Origin of the sequence: Virgibacillus proomii (assembly GCF_018916875.1) — a bacterium.
GTDB classification, from domain to species: domain Bacteria; phylum Bacillota; class Bacilli; order Bacillales; family Amphibacillaceae; genus Virgibacillus; species Virgibacillus proomii_B.
This window is the reverse complement of the sequence record NZ_JAHLNO010000010.1, coordinates 15536-32361: the sequence shown is the minus strand read 5'-3', so window position 1 is coordinate 32361 and position 16826 is coordinate 15536. Positions and strand designations below refer to the sequence as shown.

Genomic DNA, 16826 nt, shown 5'->3' with positions numbered 1-16826 from the left:
AGTTGAACGAATCGGGCATTTAGGTGCCGTTTTCCCCCTCTTACACTTTCTCCATATCTCTATCCCTTGAGGGAGACTTACGGCACCTTACATGCGGGATAAAAGGAACATCCCCCTCTAACAGGGGTATGCCCAGCCTTGAGCGGTAAGCCCGCTTTTAGTCGGCTTTCCTTTAAATTTGAGCCGATGTTGACTTATCGCAGGAAAAAGCTTGAAGTCTGCTACAGCTTGAGCGTATGAGCTAAACGAAGCTACTTTCAAAGTATAAAACGGATATAGGTTCCAAGACAAGAAACATAGAAGCGGACAGATGAACTCCCTTTTATGTAACAAAGAAGATTTGGGAATCAACTGCCCGCGAATACTTACAGATCACAAAACTTTAAGATATCCACGCTATAAGAGAATGTACAAAAAGCCCGGTAAAAATGAGACAACGAATTTGTTTGTACATTAGAACGCAAAAATTTTATCACTAAAGTTGATGTAACGTAATAAAAATTTTAAGTTCTAAATAGATGAAGCTCGTCTGCGCTCCGTTTACCGTCAGCCAATGTTTATGGGCTTATTTCTCCGCTCATTAGAAAAAGGGGATGGATTTCGAGCAATCCCTTCTAATGCTCATGTATCTATTCAAGGATCTTCTACTAAAAGCGCTCACGTCCTGTGGGCAACGTAGAAGTCAGTACATCCTGTACAAGTGGGCTACTTGAGACTACGCTATATTGAACTTCGATTCGAAGGACGGGTATCGATACTGCAGCAGAACAAGGAAAGCTACATCAGCGATACATCGCACGCAGAAAAAGTACACTGCTTTTTCAAGAATGCCTGCGAACTTAGCCGATCTTGATCCTTTTTGAACATGTACTATAAGTATATCATTTCATTTTTAGTAAAACAAAAGCAATGGTAGTAGTCTGGGCCTATTTTCCAAGACTCAGACTAGCCTGAGAAAGTGGCCAATATTTCACATCTACTTTACCAACAAGCTGTGTTTCCGAAATAAACCCAAATGATCTGCTATCCAAGCTTTCTTGACGATTGTCTCCCATCACAAACAGCTTCCCTTCTGGAACCGTTTCCTCCCCTGTAATTTCTTTTAAGGTAAAGCTTTCTGTACGTGGTTTATCACTTATCCTAGCGTGAGTATAATTATCCAGAAACGCTTCTTCAACATACTCCCCATTTATATATAACTTATCATCTCTATAACTAATTTTATCTCCAGGTATGCCAATAACTCTTTTAACGTAGTCTTCTTTTTGATTGGCATGGAATACAATCACATCAAAACGATCAACCTCTGTTAAATCATAGACAAACGTATTAACCATTAATAAGTTACCATCATTTAATGTTGGTTCCATCGATTCTCCTTCCACTACATAGCTTGCGAAAAAGGTGGATCGACATAAAAATATAATCATGGCCCCAAGTAAAATCGTTGTGACCACTTTGCGATATTTTCTTTTCATATCTTATCTTCCTCCAGAGTAAGTTCTACTTACAGCTTACCCAAGAAAGAAATATCTTAATCTTCTTTAGAATCGAATGTTTCCCGCAACTGCGCCTTTTTTTGTAATCGTTTCTCAATATATTTACCAATCATCCAAAATAATACGATACATATACCAACAACAATCGTTTTCACTGGATTTTTTGCAAATTCCATAATACTGGAACCTACAAAAGCAATAGAAAAGATCATCACTGATTTTCCCATAATGACCGCTAAGATAAACTGTTGTGAGCTAATTTTAGATAATCCTGAAACGACATTGATGACTGAGGATGGGGAAAACGGAAAACACATTAATAAAAATAATGGTCCAAATCCATGCCGCTCAAGCCACGCCATCACTTTTTTCACTTGTTTATTTTTTCGGATCACTGTAAAAATCCGTCGATTGCCCAGTTTACGAATGATCAAAAAAACCATAATCGCACCGAGTGCTGCACCAGTCCAGGATAAAATAAACCCCTCAAATAAACCGTAAGCAGCAGCATTAGCAAAAACAAATACGACTAGGGGTAAGAATGGCAAGAATGCTTCAATAAATGGTAATAAAATCCCAGGTAACGGACCTAGGCTCTCATATTTTTTCAGCAAATGCATAATATATTCATTAAATGTTTCACTATCAAGTAGCATTTCCCAATCAGTTAGTTGGATGTCTAATAGAACCATGTAGTAAATCTCCTCAATATGTAAATATCGTTTTCCCAAACTTGATTTCTTTTATAAGTAGGTGTTCAAAAGAGGATAAGTGGCCTTGAGATCAGCTAAGATCACAAACGTCCCTTCGAACGACGATAAAGTTTCAATTTTACCCGACTTTTGAATCACCTCTATAAAGATAATCAGACTTTGAACTTACTCATTATACCGGGCTATAGTTATCAAAAGTTTCTTGCTATACCTCTTTATAACATTCTCTATTAAAATTTAAACTATTTCTATTTTAAAGTAAATCAGTAAATATGCATAGTCCATACTATTATAATTGCCACTTTCTTTTCATTTAATAAAAATCTATTGAATTTTCTAAGGTAGATAGGATATACTACACAGGAACAAGCGTTCTTACATAAGGAGGGAAACGATGATGCGTTATTTGAATAAGGAAGAGCTGACAATTGCTTCACGTTTCCTATTTCTGTCCATGACCATTATTGTTATCCAGCAAGATATTCACCGTTTTCAAAACAGCGAACTAAAATTAAAAGATGCTTATATTGGAGTATTAAAAAACATGGAAGAAAAAGCACTCCAAGAACGTAGACAGCTTCGCAAAGTGATGCTGCAAAAACAAATAAAAGTAATGAAACTAGATAGAAATGATTCATTCTCTTCGTATTTGTTTCTTTGTCAAGGACGGGAAGAAAAGCGTAATTATTTCAATCCTGCTATCCGCCAAAAAGTAAAAGCTATTTTTCTGGAGTTGATGCAAAAATCTCTGCTACCTGATCAAGATGATTCTGCAGGAATTTAAGTCGGTTATTCAACAAGTAACGAAATTGAGCGGTTCTTTGTATTTGATTTAGCATAGATCCATAGGAGATTTCAAATACCATTCGTTTTCCATTGCGAAAGATAATTTCTGTACCATAATCATTATTTTTCTGAATTTGATCAATATGAGAGTGAGCAATCCAGGAGCATTCGGGGCTGGACGGAGAAATGGTTGGGAAGAAATACATACCACTAATGGGATCAATTGTGATTGGAGCTTTATGTGTGATGCCACAGACATCTCTAGTCCCTTCTTGTCTGCCTTTTAGACTTGCGCCAAAGTATTTACAAGCAAGGTCCATCATTTTACTTGGAGGAGACGAAACAGTATATTCGCCTTGTTCCTCTAATACTACAGTAATTGGCTTGTTATTGGCATCTCGTCGTGCGATAAGTGCTATCGTTAAAGGGGTAATTTCCGGGGTATCTGTATATAAATTAAAAATCAATCTCTTTCATCCTTTCTAAATTATAGAAAAGAAAGTGGCTATATACTAATTTACCAAATCTCTATTCAAAATGAAATGAAAAGAGTTATTCTTTTGAATATTTTACTATAACTGTTGTTTTTATACTTCATCACTTCTCGTAATAGCTGTTTTTATATAAAAACTTCTGTTTAATTCTCCATTAAAACATAGTGTAAATCTAGCAGGCTAAGCAAAAGATAATAGTGCCCGGTACCAAATGTACAACAGACATTCCATGGATGAAAAATTCACCCATGGAATGAAGTTTATGTTTATAATTGTTGTACATGCTCCTGAAGCTTTTTTCTTAAAATCTTCCCGGTTGTATTTTTTGGTAGTTCATCTAAAAATTCAATGGTTGTGGGAACTTTATACTTTACTAGATGCTTTTCGCAAAACGCTGTTAATGCTTCAGCTGTCAAATTAGAATCATCTGTAACAACAAAACATTGAACTGCCTCTCCAGTTTGGGGATCAGGAACACCAATGACAGCTACCTCAATTATATTTGGATGCATGTATAATACTTCTTCCACTTCACGTGGATAAACATTATAACCACCTACAAGGATCATATCTTTTTTTCGGTCCACAATATAAAAATAACCTTCCTCATCCATTCTTGCCATATCACCTGTATGCAACCAGCCATCCTTTAAAGCTATTGCTGTCTCTTCAGGAAGTTTATAATACCCAAGCATCACATTAGGGCCACGTACTACTAATTCACCGACTTCACCAACAGCCACTTCTTCTCCCCACTCATCTACTACTTTATTTTCAACGTGCCAGATGCTGCGACCAATGGATCCGGGCTTACGTGGTCGATCTAATGGATTGAAGCAAGTTACTGGTGAGGCTTCAGACAATCCATAACCTTCAGAAATTTTAACATCAAAGACTCGTTCGAAGTTTTTCAATAAAGCAACCGGCATGGACGCTCCGCCAGAGATACAAAAGCGAATAGCAGAAAAAGGGTTTTCTTCCCCGCTTTTAGCTTGCAGCAAATAATTATACATTGTCGGCACCCCAGCAAATATAGTCGCTTGATAGTTTTTGCTTAAGGCAAACACAGCCGAAGGAGAAAATTTAGGCAAAATAATAATCGTCCCCCCATTCATTAACGGTGCATTTAGGGAAACAGTTAAACAAAAGACATGAAACATCGGTAGTGCCGCTATCACCCTATCATCGCCATTAATGTTTAAATAATCTGCAACATCCTTTGCGTTAGAATACAGATTATGATGAGATAACATGGCCCCTTTTGGTGTACCAGTTGTTCCAGATGTATATAACACAATGGCCAAATCATCTTTATGTAATGCTGGTCTAAAAAAATTGTAATCTCCTAACTGAAGTAACTCGTAAAAGGAAGTTATTTTTTGCTGTGGAATTGAATCTGTTTCTGCTTCTACTCCGGAATCACAAATAATATAATGTGATACTTGTAATTCAGAATCCAATGTCTGAAACTTCTCCAAAAATCTATCCATGGTAATGACGGCAGTTACATCACCATTTTTTAACATATAACTCATTTCGTTTGGTGTGTATAATGGGTTGATAGGAATAACAACCATACCAAGTCGTAATGCCCCATATAGCCCAATAATATAATAAGGGCTATTTCCCATCACCAGTGCAACATGATCTCCTTTTTGGTACCCTAAAGCCGCCAAGCCAGCAGCAAATAAAGAAACAGACCGATCTAACTCATAATAACTTGTCTCCTGATTTGCAAAAATGAAAGCTGGTTTATCCACATATTCCTTTGCCGTAATCGCTAATTGCTCACTTATATTCACATTCATCCCCCTTTGCGTAATTATGAATGAATAATCATTCATAATTTTTCCGATAAAATACAGATACTCATTTAAAGCATCTATATCTTTCGGAACCATGCGAATTATTTTACGATTTCAGTATAAATCAGACACCTGATCATTTCAAGTGGAAGCGTTCGCAATATTATACAAAACTTACAGTTAAAGGAGCTTCTCTATCCCTTTATAAGGGGTTGCAATAACAGCTTATCTTTAAATTTTTACTGTCTATAAAGGAGTTAGCTTAAAAAGAAAAATAGCCCCCATAGTGGAAGCTATTTTTTCCTTTTAGTAAATTAAATGAATAAATTCTTCTTTGGAGATCTTACCTAAGTAACGAGAAACATCCATATCAGCAAGAGCTTCTTCTAATGCTTGTCGTTGATGACGAACACCAATTAATTTATTTTCCAAGTCATTAATTTCTCCTACACCAAAAAAATCTCCATAAATTTTACAATTCTCGATAATTCCTTTCTTTACATCCAAGCGCACATCCACTAAACCAGCAGGAAATTTATGCGAAACTTGAATATTAAAGGACGGTGACTTTCCATAATTCCAATCCCAATTTCGATAGCGTTCGCGGGAGATTTGTTTAACATTTTTCCAATCTTCATCCGTCAATTCATAGCGTGGAATTTCCGCTGTATCATCCACATCAAATATATGGCGTAAAATGGTTTCTTTAAACTCATCCATCGTAATTTTTTCATCTAAGAATTCGGATATGTTAGCAACACGGCTACGAATCGATTTTATTCCCTTTGAGGCAATCTTTTCTTTACGTACCTTTAATGCAGCTACCACATTTTCAATTTCTGAATCCAGCATGAGTGTTCCATGACTAAACATTTTTCCTTTTGTCGCGTACATCGCATTTCCTGAAATTTTCCGTCCTTCTACCACTAGATCATTACGGCCATGTAATTCGGCAGGAACGCCTAACTTATTCAAAGCTTCAACTACTGGTTTGGTAAATTTGGCAAAATTTTGGAAGCTGTTGCCGTCATCTTTCGTAATAAAGCTGAAATTCAAGTTTCCTTCATCATGATATACTGCCCCACCGCCAGATAAGCGACGAACAACCTTAATATTATTTTCCTCCACATATTGTGTATTGATTTCTTCAATTGTATTTTGATTTCGTCCAATAATGATAGAAGGCTGGTTTACATAAAACAGTAAAAATGTATCTGATTCTCCAAAATTTTCTACAATATATTGTTCTAGAGCAAGGTTAACGGTTGGATCTGTAACTCCTTTATTATCAATAAATTTCATATATAATTCCCCTTTTCATAGATCGTTAAAAATCTAGTTAATTCTAGTTTAATAAAAAAAAACAGATGAAGCAAAAAAATACCTCTAATGATACGAAAATCATCGGTTAGTAATGCAAAAACTAAGATTTTAAACTTATACCTCGTAAGCTAAAAAATTAGGTATTCACTGCAAATTAAATTGGAGCAGCTTTTGTTCATAAACCACAAAAGTGCAAGCTCTTATCTAGCAATGTACAAACTGGAGAACTTCTGACGAGATAAAGAAAACATGCCCCTGTAACAGGGGTATGCCGACGGTGGGCGGCAAGCCCGCTTTTAGTCGGCCTTCCTTTTGATTCGAGCCGATGTTGACTTATCGTAGGAAGAAGATCGAAGTTTGCTAGTCGCTTGAGTGCTTAAGCTAGACGACAGTACTTTTCAAAAAAATATCCATCATGTAAAAAAGCTATCATTTCCTAGATATAAAGTGAAACTTCATTCAGTAGGAGTTTTCTTCCATCTCCTACTGAATGTTAGTACCATAAGGGTATGACCTAAAGGCCTCCCGAACGAATCGGGCATTTAGGTGCCGTTTTCTCCCACTTAGACCCTTTTATATCAACTCAGGCTCTTGAAGTGGTAGTCTTACGACACCTTACATGCGGGATAAAATTTTTATTTTTGTTATGAAACAGTATTGACATGAGTATTTCTGTTATAGTACAATGTAATTAATCCATTTAGAGGAGGAATCTTCTTGATTAACGTCATTGAATTTTTTAGGAATTTGCCTAAGAAAAAATGCAGCAAATGTGGAAATGATATGCTTGAAAAAGCAGACTGCTATGGAAATTTATGTGATGAATGTGATCATCCAGCAAGATAAGCACTGTTTTTTCATTGCAACAAACTTACAGGAGTAAATCAAATGCTCGGTTTCAACCTGTTTGTTTCTCAACATTTTTTCTCCATTAAATCCTTTGGTATTGTTTTAATGGTTTTATTTTGAACAACTGTCAGCTTATATGTTGCAGTTGTTTTTTTTTGGGAAGAACTATCTATATTGATGTTTTTATATTATAATTATTTAGAGTTTAGAAATAATTTAATTAAGAAGGGAGCAGATGTTCTTGGTAGAAAGGCTAACTCGATCACAGGTTCCAAATGAGCAGAAATGGGACTTAACAGACTTATTTTCAACTCGTCAAGCATGGAAACAGGAACTAGCAGCGATTCAGCAAGATATGGAACAATTTAATAGATTTAAAGGAAATTTAGCTGACAATGCCTTTATCTTGCATGAATGCATCAAAGAGCTTGAAGTTTTTCAACAACGCATTATTAAAGTAGCTACTTACGCTAATTTGCGCAGTAGTGCGGACGGTACAGACCCAGAATGTCAACAGGATTCAGCAAAAGTGGCTCAAGCAATGGCTAGTATTGATGCAAAGCTTACTTTTATCAATTTAGAGATATTGGAAATACCATCTGAAACAATTGACAATTTTATTCGTGAATGGCCGCCTTTATCAACCTATCGAAAAATGCTTACAGATTTAATAGATAAAAAATCACATACACTATCCCCCAAGATGGAAGAATTACTTGCATCACTTTCTGAAGTACATGATTCACCATACATGATTTATCAACGAAGTAAATCCTCCGATATGTCTTTTGAACCGATTACTGATGAAACCGGTAAAAAGTTACCAATGTCAGCTGCTTTATATGAAGATCGTTATGAACTTACAGCAGAAACCTCCATTCGGAGAAAAGCCTATCAATCTTTCGTTAAAACATTGAACCAATATAAAAATACATATGCTGCGGTCTATGCTACAGAAGTCAAGAAGCAAGTGACTTTAGCTAAACAACGAAAATATCAATCTGTAACCGATATGTTACTCCACCCACAACAAGTGACTAAAGATATGTATTTAAACCAATTACATGTCATTCAGGAAGAATTAGCTCCGCATATGCAACGATATGCCCGTTTTAAAAAAGAAAAATTACATCTAAAAGAAATGTATATTTGTGATTTAAAAGCACCGCTTGATCCAAACTTTAATCCTGTTACCACCTACGAGGATGCAACAGCGCTCATTATTGATGCAATGGGGGTTATGGGAGAAGAATATCAACATATCATAAAACAAGCAATTGAACACCGTTGGATTGACCTTGCAGATAACGTTGGGAAAGCAACAGGTGCTTTTTGCTCAAATCCTTATGGTGTACATCCGTATATTCTTATTACCTGGACAGACACCATGCGTGGTGCGTTTGTGCTTGCGCATGAATTAGGACATGCCGGACATTTTTATTTTGCTGGTAAACACCAAACCTTGTTTAACACTCGTTCTTCTACATACTTTGTAGAAGCTCCTTCAACGTTAAATGAACTATTGTTAGCTGATTATTTGTTAAATCAAACCAATGATAACCAAATGAGACGTTGGATCATTACTCAGTTACTCGGAACGTATTACCATAATTTTGTTACCCATCTGTTAGAAGCCGAATTTCAGCGTCGAGTTTATGATTTAGCAGAGCAAGGTACGCCGTTAACAGCAACGGTTTTGTCAGAGCAAAAACTAGCTGCATTATCAGGTTTTTGGCAAGATACGGTTAGCTTGGATGAAGGGGCGGGACTTACCTGGATGCGTCAGCCACATTATTACATGGGGCTATATCCATATACGTATTCAGCTGGCTTAACTGTTTCAACTACTGTAGCACAGACAATAAAACATGAAGGAAAACCTGCAGTTGATCGCTGGATAGAGGTATTAAAATCTGGCGGAACACTAAAACCGCTTGAGCTTATTCGTAAAGTGGGGATAGATATGTCAAAGCCGGATGCAATTAAACAGGCGGTGGCTTTCGTTGGTTCGCTTGTCGATGAATTGGAACGATCGTATAAATAAGTCAGAACTAAAAGTTAAAAGTCTCGCTTGGCAACACTTCGGCCGAGATAAAGTGAAACTTCATTCAAGGAGTGTTTTTCTCCTTGAATGTTAGTTAAACGAATCGGGCAGTTAGGTGCCGTTTTCTCTCACTTTGACTTCTTCGTGTTCCTTTCATTCTTGAAGTGGTAGTCTTACGGCACCTTACATGCGGGATAAAGTGAAACAGTAGATCAAAGACTACCTTTGCAGGCATCCTTGAAAAATCGCGATGCGTCGCTGCCGAAGCAAACTCTGTTCTGTCGACCCGAATGAATCGGGGATTTAAGAGCCGTTTCTCTCTTAAAGTCCGTAAAATAATAAGCTGATTTTCTAATGGGAGAAATATGGTGACACGAGGAATGAACATTGATTTATCGCAGGAAGAAGAGCAAAGTTTGTTAAGCACCTGAGCTGGACGAAGCTACTTTCCAAATTATCTGTCATATAAAACGTGTATCCTTCTAGATTAGAAAAACTTGGCTTGTCGCCAAGTCTTTAGCGAAAGTTATAGTTTTTCTTATACTATAAACCCTAAAATTTTATACTTTCCTATAGTACAAAGAACGAGGGGCTGGGACAAAAGCGTTTTAGTCAAAGAAAAATCCGAACGATGATTCGAAATTCTTTAGTTAGAATTCGAATTAGTTTGGATTTCTCTCTTTGTTAGCTTACTTATCCCAGTAAAAATTCGTATTTAGAGTTGATCTTTTTAGTTTTGCCCCAGTCTCTTTTCTAACTTTGAACATAACTGACTGCTCTTAATGATACTATATAAATTTATAAAAACTTCTCGAGCACGAAACATTTGAAAAAATTGCAATTATACTTACATCAAAGCAACTTCCAGCTAATAATTTTTTGGTTAATAACGTGCTAGTAAGAACCGTAATGCCTCTTGAGCAGTTTTCTCTCCTTGTTCGATGCAATCCGGAATACCTTGTCCTTCATAAGAACTGCCGGTTAGAAACACCCCCGGTACTTGTCCTGCTGCTTGTTTACGGATTTCCGAAAGTCTCACTAGATGTCCCACTGTATATTGAGGGCGCCCTTGTCTCCATCGAGTAACGACACTAAAGGCTGGATCCCCTTTTAGCTTCATTGCTTTTCTTAAATCTTTTAGTACCACTTCGGTTAAATCTTCATCCGATAAATCAACGACAGATTCCTCACCAGGTCGTCCTACATAACAACGTAATAATACTTTTCCCTCTGGAGTAGTTAAAGGCCATTTTTTATGTGTCCATGTACATGCAGTGATTTGATATCCGCTGTTTTTTCGAACCAGAAAACCAGTTCCATCTATATCTTTCTTTATTTTTACTTGATCAAAGGCCAGCACAATATTTGCTGTAGATGTCGCTGGGATTTCTTTAAATGGTTTAAAGAAATCATACTGACTGAACATTTTTGGTAACGTAAAGCTCGGTGAAGTGACAATAATAGCATCTGCTCTGTAGACGTCTCCATTACTTAATAACAGATGATAAAAATGCTCTTTTTTTTCGATATGGTCGACTGCTGTACCAAGTGTGATCGTTTCTGGATCTAATGTCTTCTTTAATTCATGCACCAATGTTTCCAACCCATTTTTAAAAGAAAAAAACATACCAGGAGCAGATTGTTTTTCGATTTGTTTTGTTGTTTTCGGCATCGTTTTGCTCAAACCCTTAATCAAACTCCCATATTTCTGCTCCAACTGGTAAAAATTTGGGTATGATGCTTGTAAGCTCATATTGTAAATATCACCAGAATGTATACCTGATAACAAGGTTTCAATTTGGTTAGTAAGCAATTCTTTCCCAAAACGCCGTTCAAAAAACGAACCTAAGGATTCATCTTTGTCTCCTTTACCCTTTGCTTTAACCAGATCGGCTAAAGCACGGATTTTTCCTGTGGGTGAAATCAATGTAGAACGAAGTACTGAGCGAACATTTTTCGGAACTCCCATAAATGTATCCTTTGGGATTCGATGAAATTTATGATTTGCTAAAATATATGATTTTCCAGTTGCATTTCGAACAATTTCATTTTCAAGCCCCAGCTCCTTAACCAACTTTACCGCAGTTTTTTTTCTGATTAACATCGAATCTGCACCTTGTTCAATTGTGAAGCCATCACGCTTTAATGTTCTAATCTTACCACCTAATCGGTTGCTTGCTTCTACTAGTTTGATGTTAAATGGGAGTTGTTTTCTAGTTATTTCCTTTTGTAAATAATAAGCAGTTGATAAACCGGTTATTCCTCCACCAATAATGACGATTTGTTTTTTTGTGTTATTCATTTTTTCCACGCTTTTCTACTTGTTTTAATACTACATCACTCAATGTATTAATAAACTGTGGATGAACATTTGGCATTTCTGGACGATAGTATGATGCACCTAACTCCTCACAAACAACTCGACATTCATAATCATTGTCATATAATACTTCCAAATGATCAGCAATAAAGCCGACAGGAGCATAAACAAATGTGCGGTACCCTTTTTGTTCATATAGATCTCTAGTAAGATCTTGCACATCGGGGCCTATCCATGGATCCGGTGTGTTTCCTTCACTTTGCCAGCCGATTTCATAATTTGTAATCCCGGTTGCTTCTGAAATTAATTTTGCCGTTTCCTCTAGTTGCTGTGGATAAGGATCACGATGTTGTAATATTTTTTCAGGCAAACTATGTGCAGAAACGATGAGTACAGCTTTTTCCCGTTCCTGATCGGTCATTTTTTCATAAACATCGGTTATTTGATCTGCCCAATACTTAATGAACCCTGGCTCTTTGTACCAGCTTTCCACAGAAGTAATTGTTGTTACTCCATGTTTTTTAGCTGCATCATTTGCGCGTTGATTATAGGTTTTTACACTAAATGTAGAATAATGAGGTGCTAAAACAATAGATACAGCTTGTTCAATTCCATCTTTTGCCATTTGCTCTACGGCATCTTCAATGAATGGTTCAATATGTTTTAGCCCAGTATATGCTTTAAACTCATATTCATCTTGAACTTCGTTTAGCCTTGTTTCCAGTTGCTCCACTTGCTGATTCGTGATTTTAGCCAGTGGTGAGATTCCGCCAATCGCTTTATAACGATCTGTTAAATCTTGCAGCGAAGCTTCATCAGGCTTTCGTCCGTGACGAATATGAGTGTAGTACCGTTCAATATCTTCCTCTTTGTACGGTGTCCCATAAGCCATTACTAATAGTCCCCATTCTTTCTTTACCATCATCAAACACCTCTTCATGTTAAAATTTTACTTTCAATTATTCATCTTTGCCCGTGTAAGCATGGATAAAATCAGTTAATTTTTTTAATGTCTCTGGTTTAATATCAGGTGTTACGCCATGCCCGAGATTGAACACGTGCTTTTCATCAGCAAGTCCTTGCTCTAAAATTGCTTTCGTTCGACTTTCAATCGTTTCCCATTCAGCCAATAAAACAGCTGGATCCAAATTCCCTTGTAACACTTTCGTTACACCCAGTTCTCTTGCTTCTTGAATAGAGGTACGCCAATCTAAACCAATGACATCAACTGAAAGATCATTCCACTCTAACAATAAGTGTCTTGCTCCCACACCAAAAATGATTAGTGGAACTTGATGTCTACGAAGTTCAGAAAAAATTCGTGTCATAACCGGTTTAATAAAAATACGATAATCTTGAGTGTTCAAGCTCCCTACCCATGAATCAAAAATTTGAATTGCTTTCACCCCAGCTTCAATTTGGGCATCAACATATGCAATTATCATATCACCAAGCTTATCCATTAATAAAAACCATGCGTCTGATTGCTTATACATAAACGCTTTGGTTTTACTATAATTCTTTGATGGGCCTCCCTCAATCATATAACTTGCCAATGTAAATGGTGCCCCACTAAACCCAATTAAAGGGACTGTTAGTTGTTCTTCTGTTAATAAACGAATCGTCTCTAACACATAGGGTACATCAGATTGCGGGTTAATCATCCCCAGTTTTTCAACATCATAAATAGAATTGATCGGATTGTAAATAACCGGGCCAACTCCAGCCTTTATTTCTACTTCAACCCCCATAGAAGGTAAAGGGGACATAATGTCCTTATATAAAATTGCTGCATCAACACCATAATTTTCAACGGGTAATCTTGTTACATAAGCACATAATTCCGGTTGATGGGTAATTTCAAATAAGGAATATTTTTCCTTCAATTTACGGTATTCCGGCTGTGATCTGCCCGCCTGTCGCATAAACCATGCAGGCGTATACCTCGTTTTTTCCCCTTTGTAAGCTTGAATTATCGTATCATTAAATTTGTTTGTCATGCCATCCATCCTTTTTTTACGTACTACGTTCCCATTATTAATATAGCGATTTCATGGGACAGTGTATAGTAAAGCTGATTGATTGTCATTATTTTGTCTTAAATTTCAAATTTACCATGCGAGTCTAACAGTTTCTGAAGGTGTTCCTTCTGTTTTGGTTAATGGGTCATAAGGAACAACATAGTATTCATTCGTATTAAACATGACATCCTCAATGATAAATTCTTTTTCTCCTTCTACTTCACCAATTCGTTTGTCAACACCTTCTTCTTCACGGTAAATCCGATAAATAACGCGATCATCCTTCGAGCCTTCCCAGGTCAATTTTCCTCCTAAAATTGAAATATTGCCAAATGCATAAGCTGCTTCTACATTTTTTATTTCAGGTAAGATAATCGGCTCCGGTAAAGCCGTAACCTCTTTTGGTTTACTAAACGCCTCTTCTAATGGATGTAACTGATCCATTTCCGTTAAAATAGCTTTCACTAGCTTTGTAGGATAGGCACTTCCCCCGGTTAAATAACTGTTCTTATCGACTGTATCATAGCCCATCCAAGACGCCATTACATATTGTGGTGTATATCCGGCAAACCAAGCATCCTTTACTTTTCCTTCTACTTTCGGATGCTGTGTTGAACCAGTCTTACCAGCGAGTGCCTTTTCATAATTACCAGCGCTTGCTGTTCCATTTTTTACTGTTTCTTGAAGCATTTCTGTCATATCCCATGCTACCTGTGGGGTAAACACTTTCTCAGTTTTTACCTTCGCCTTATACAGCTCATCTCCACTTTGATCAAGAATACGGTGGATGGAAGTAGCTGTAACAATCTTTCCTTGATGGGCAAAGCTACTATAGCTTTCCATCAATTCTACAGGAGATACACCAGTTTTTAGACCACCTAAAGCTATCGCTAATCCTTTATCATCAATGGGAAGATGTAGTTTAAATAGATATTCCTTTGCTTGCTTCACGCCAATTTCATTCAACAGCCACACTGCCGGAGCATTTTTGGAATGGATGATGGCTTCATAAATGGACACAGCTCCCTCATAGGAATCGTCATAATTTTTTGCAGTATATCCATCATATTCTATCTTTTTATCAGGTATCAGTGAATAAGGTTGATACTTTTTTCCCATTAAGGCTGGCCCATAAACCGCTAAAGGCTTAAAGGTGGAACCAGGTTGTCTTGCTACCGTTGCCTGATTAATGTCGCCAAATTCAAAATTTCTCCCACCAATAATGGATACAATTTGCCCTGTTTTCTGTTCCATCATAGCAAACGCACCCTGTATTTCTGTACTTCCAGGAAAAAAGGCATCATTTTGAAACTGCTCATAAGCAATTCGTTGAGTTTCTGTATCCATATTGACAATTAACCGATAGCCACCTCGCTTTAATTCATCAATTGACAGATGATGAGTGGCAGCTGCTTCTTTCATAACAAAATCTGTATAACTAGACCATGATGGATCAGGCTTCCACTTATTCACATTCAGTGCTAAATCTTTGCCTTCTAATTGAGCACGCTGTTTAGCAGAAATTGCACCTACTTCATCCATAGCACGAAGTACGGTATTTCTCCTGCTTTTCGCTTTTTCCGGATGTTTTATTGGGGAATAACCATTAGGAGCTTTAACAAGTCCGGCAAGTAAAGCACCTTCACTTATGGATAAATCTTTCACATCCTTAGAAAAATAATAGTCAGCTGCTGTATCGATTCCGTAAATTCCATGACCAAAGTAGATTTCATTTAAATATAATTCCAATATTCGATCCTTAGACAGCGTATTTTCCAAGTAAATAGCTGCCATTATTTCCTTCGTCTTGCGAAGCCATGTTTTTTCATGAGTAAGAAATAAATTTTTGGCTAATTGTTGCGTAATCGTACTGGCTCCTTCGACCTTACTCATCGCTAAAATATCTTTATAAACTGCTCGAAATACAGAGCGGACATCGACACCCGAATGTTCATAATATCTTCGGTCTTCAATGGCGATAAATGCATCTTTTACATGCTGGGGAACTTCTTCTAATGTTGTTAACATACGATTTTCATTGTACAGTCTACCTATAACTTTTCCATCTTTTGTTTCTATTGTCGTTGTTGTATCCAATAGTAGTTTTTCATCATCCACAACGAAACGCCCTCCAAAAACAATGGCAGCATAGGAAGTCAAAATTAACAAAATGATGAATAAAAAACTATATAAAATTACTTTTACTTTTTTAATAAGGCGTGAACGCTTCTGGTTCCTTCTTTCTATTCTGTTCATTGGTTCACCTCTATGTAATCGCCCATAACATTATACGACACAATGATACAATCTTAAAGTATTTATACTCGATATTAATTAATAATCGTTTCAAAATAATGTCAATAGGCATCACCTTTGTATACTTTTAATGAATAGGCAGTCAACGGAAATTTATTCCATTAGTGTTATAAAGTGAAACTTCAGTCCGTGGAACACGGACTGTTAGTTGAACGAATCGGGCATTTAGGTGCCGTTTTCTACCACTTAGACCCTTTTGTATCAAGTCAGGTTTTGAAGTGAGAGTCTTACGGTACCTTACATGCGGGATAAAGTGAAACTTCATTTCTTGGAATGCTTTTACCAAGAAATGTTAGTTGAACGAATCGGGCATTTAGGTGTCGTTTTCTACCACTTAGATCCTTTTGTATCAACTCAGGTTTTCAAGTGAGAGTCTTACGGCACCTTACATGCGGGATAAAGTGAAACTTCATTTCTTGGAATGCTTTTCCCAAGAAATGTTAGTTGAACGAATCGGGCATTTAGGTGCCGTTTTCTACCACTTAGACCCTTTTGTATCAACTCGAGGCTTTTGAAGTGGGAGTCTTACGGCACCTTACATGCGGGATAAAGTGAAACTTCATTTCTTGGAATGCTTTTCTCAAGAAATGTTAGTTGAACGAATCGGGCATTTAGGTGCCGTTTTCTACCACTTAGACCCTTTTGTATCAACTCAG

Annotated in this window: 12 protein-coding genes; 3 read left to right on the top strand and 9 right to left on the bottom strand. The window is 36.9% G+C overall.

Annotated elements, in window-relative coordinates; translation table 11 throughout:
* Positions 1-926 precede the first annotated feature (926 nt).
* Together lepB and KQI21_RS04930 are read right to left on the bottom strand one after the other, a co-directional pair.
* The gene (lepB, locus tag KQI21_RS04935; RefSeq protein ID WP_216482915.1) at positions 927-1478 is read right to left on the bottom strand and encodes a signal peptidase I; all 552 of its coding nucleotides are present in this window, start codon (positions 1476-1478) and stop codon (positions 927-929) included.
* Positions 1479-1534: 56 nt separating this feature from the next.
* Positions 1535-2191 carry a TVP38/TMEM64 family protein gene (locus KQI21_RS04930; RefSeq protein ID WP_216482914.1) on the bottom strand — a complete coding sequence of 219 codons (657 nt, stop codon included), beginning with the start codon at positions 2189-2191 and terminating at the stop codon, positions 1535-1537.
* A 415-nt stretch (positions 2192-2606) separates the two neighbouring features.
* Here KQI21_RS04930 and KQI21_RS04925 point away from each other — a divergent pair, with 415 nt between their 5' ends.
* Positions 2607-2996 carry a YhjD family protein gene (locus KQI21_RS04925; RefSeq protein WP_309245504.1) on the top strand — a complete coding sequence of 130 codons (390 nt, stop codon included), beginning with the start codon at positions 2607-2609 and terminating at the stop codon, positions 2994-2996.
* Here KQI21_RS04925 and KQI21_RS04920 read toward each other — a convergent pair.
* The 3 genes from KQI21_RS04920 to lplA form a co-directional block, all read right to left on the bottom strand.
* Positions 2932-3465 (bottom strand): competence protein ComK, encoded by a 534-nt coding sequence (locus tag KQI21_RS04920; protein WP_216482913.1) that lies wholly within the window; start codon positions 3463-3465, stop codon positions 2932-2934. The genes KQI21_RS04925 and KQI21_RS04920 overlap by 65 nt on opposite strands.
* A 293-nt stretch (positions 3466-3758) precedes the next feature.
* The gene (locus tag KQI21_RS04915) at positions 3759-5294 is read right to left on the bottom strand and encodes a fatty acid--CoA ligase family protein (protein WP_373687627.1); all 1536 of its coding nucleotides are present in this window, start codon (positions 5292-5294) and stop codon (positions 3759-3761) included.
* 309 nt (positions 5295-5603) lie between these two features.
* Positions 5604-6599 (bottom strand): lipoate--protein ligase, encoded by a 996-nt coding sequence (lplA, locus tag KQI21_RS04910; protein ID WP_216482911.1) that lies wholly within the window; start codon positions 6597-6599, stop codon positions 5604-5606.
* A 738-nt stretch (positions 6600-7337) separates the two neighbouring features.
* Here lplA and yhfH point away from each other — a divergent pair.
* Together yhfH and pepF are read left to right on the top strand one after the other, a co-directional pair.
* On the top strand, positions 7338-7466 hold the full coding sequence (yhfH, locus tag KQI21_RS04905; RefSeq protein ID WP_216482910.1) for a protein YhfH: 129 nt from the start codon (positions 7338-7340) through the stop codon (positions 7464-7466).
* Positions 7467-7704: 238 nt separating this feature from the next.
* Entirely contained in the window at positions 7705-9513 is a 1809-nt protein-coding gene (gene pepF / locus KQI21_RS04900; RefSeq protein WP_216482909.1) for an oligoendopeptidase F, read from the top strand.
* Positions 9514-10396: 883 nt separating this feature from the next.
* Here pepF and hemY read toward each other — a convergent pair.
* The 4 genes from hemY to KQI21_RS04880 form a co-directional block, all read right to left on the bottom strand.
* Entirely contained in the window at positions 10397-11815 is a 1419-nt protein-coding gene (hemY, locus tag KQI21_RS04895) for a protoporphyrinogen oxidase (protein WP_216482908.1), read from the bottom strand.
* Positions 11808-12755, bottom strand: coding sequence for a ferrochelatase (gene hemH / locus KQI21_RS04890; RefSeq protein WP_216482944.1), 948 nt, complete (start codon positions 12753-12755; stop codon positions 11808-11810). Before hemH ends, hemY begins: the two co-directional genes overlap by 8 nt.
* Before the next feature lie 37 nt (positions 12756-12792).
* Complete coding sequence (hemE, locus tag KQI21_RS04885; protein WP_216482907.1) at positions 12793-13833, bottom strand: uroporphyrinogen decarboxylase; 1041 nt, start codon at positions 13831-13833, stop codon at positions 12793-12795.
* A 111-nt stretch (positions 13834-13944) separates the two neighbouring features.
* Entirely contained in the window at positions 13945-16110 is a 2166-nt protein-coding gene (locus KQI21_RS04880) for a transglycosylase domain-containing protein (protein WP_216482906.1), read from the bottom strand.
* Positions 16111-16826 lie beyond the last annotated feature (716 nt).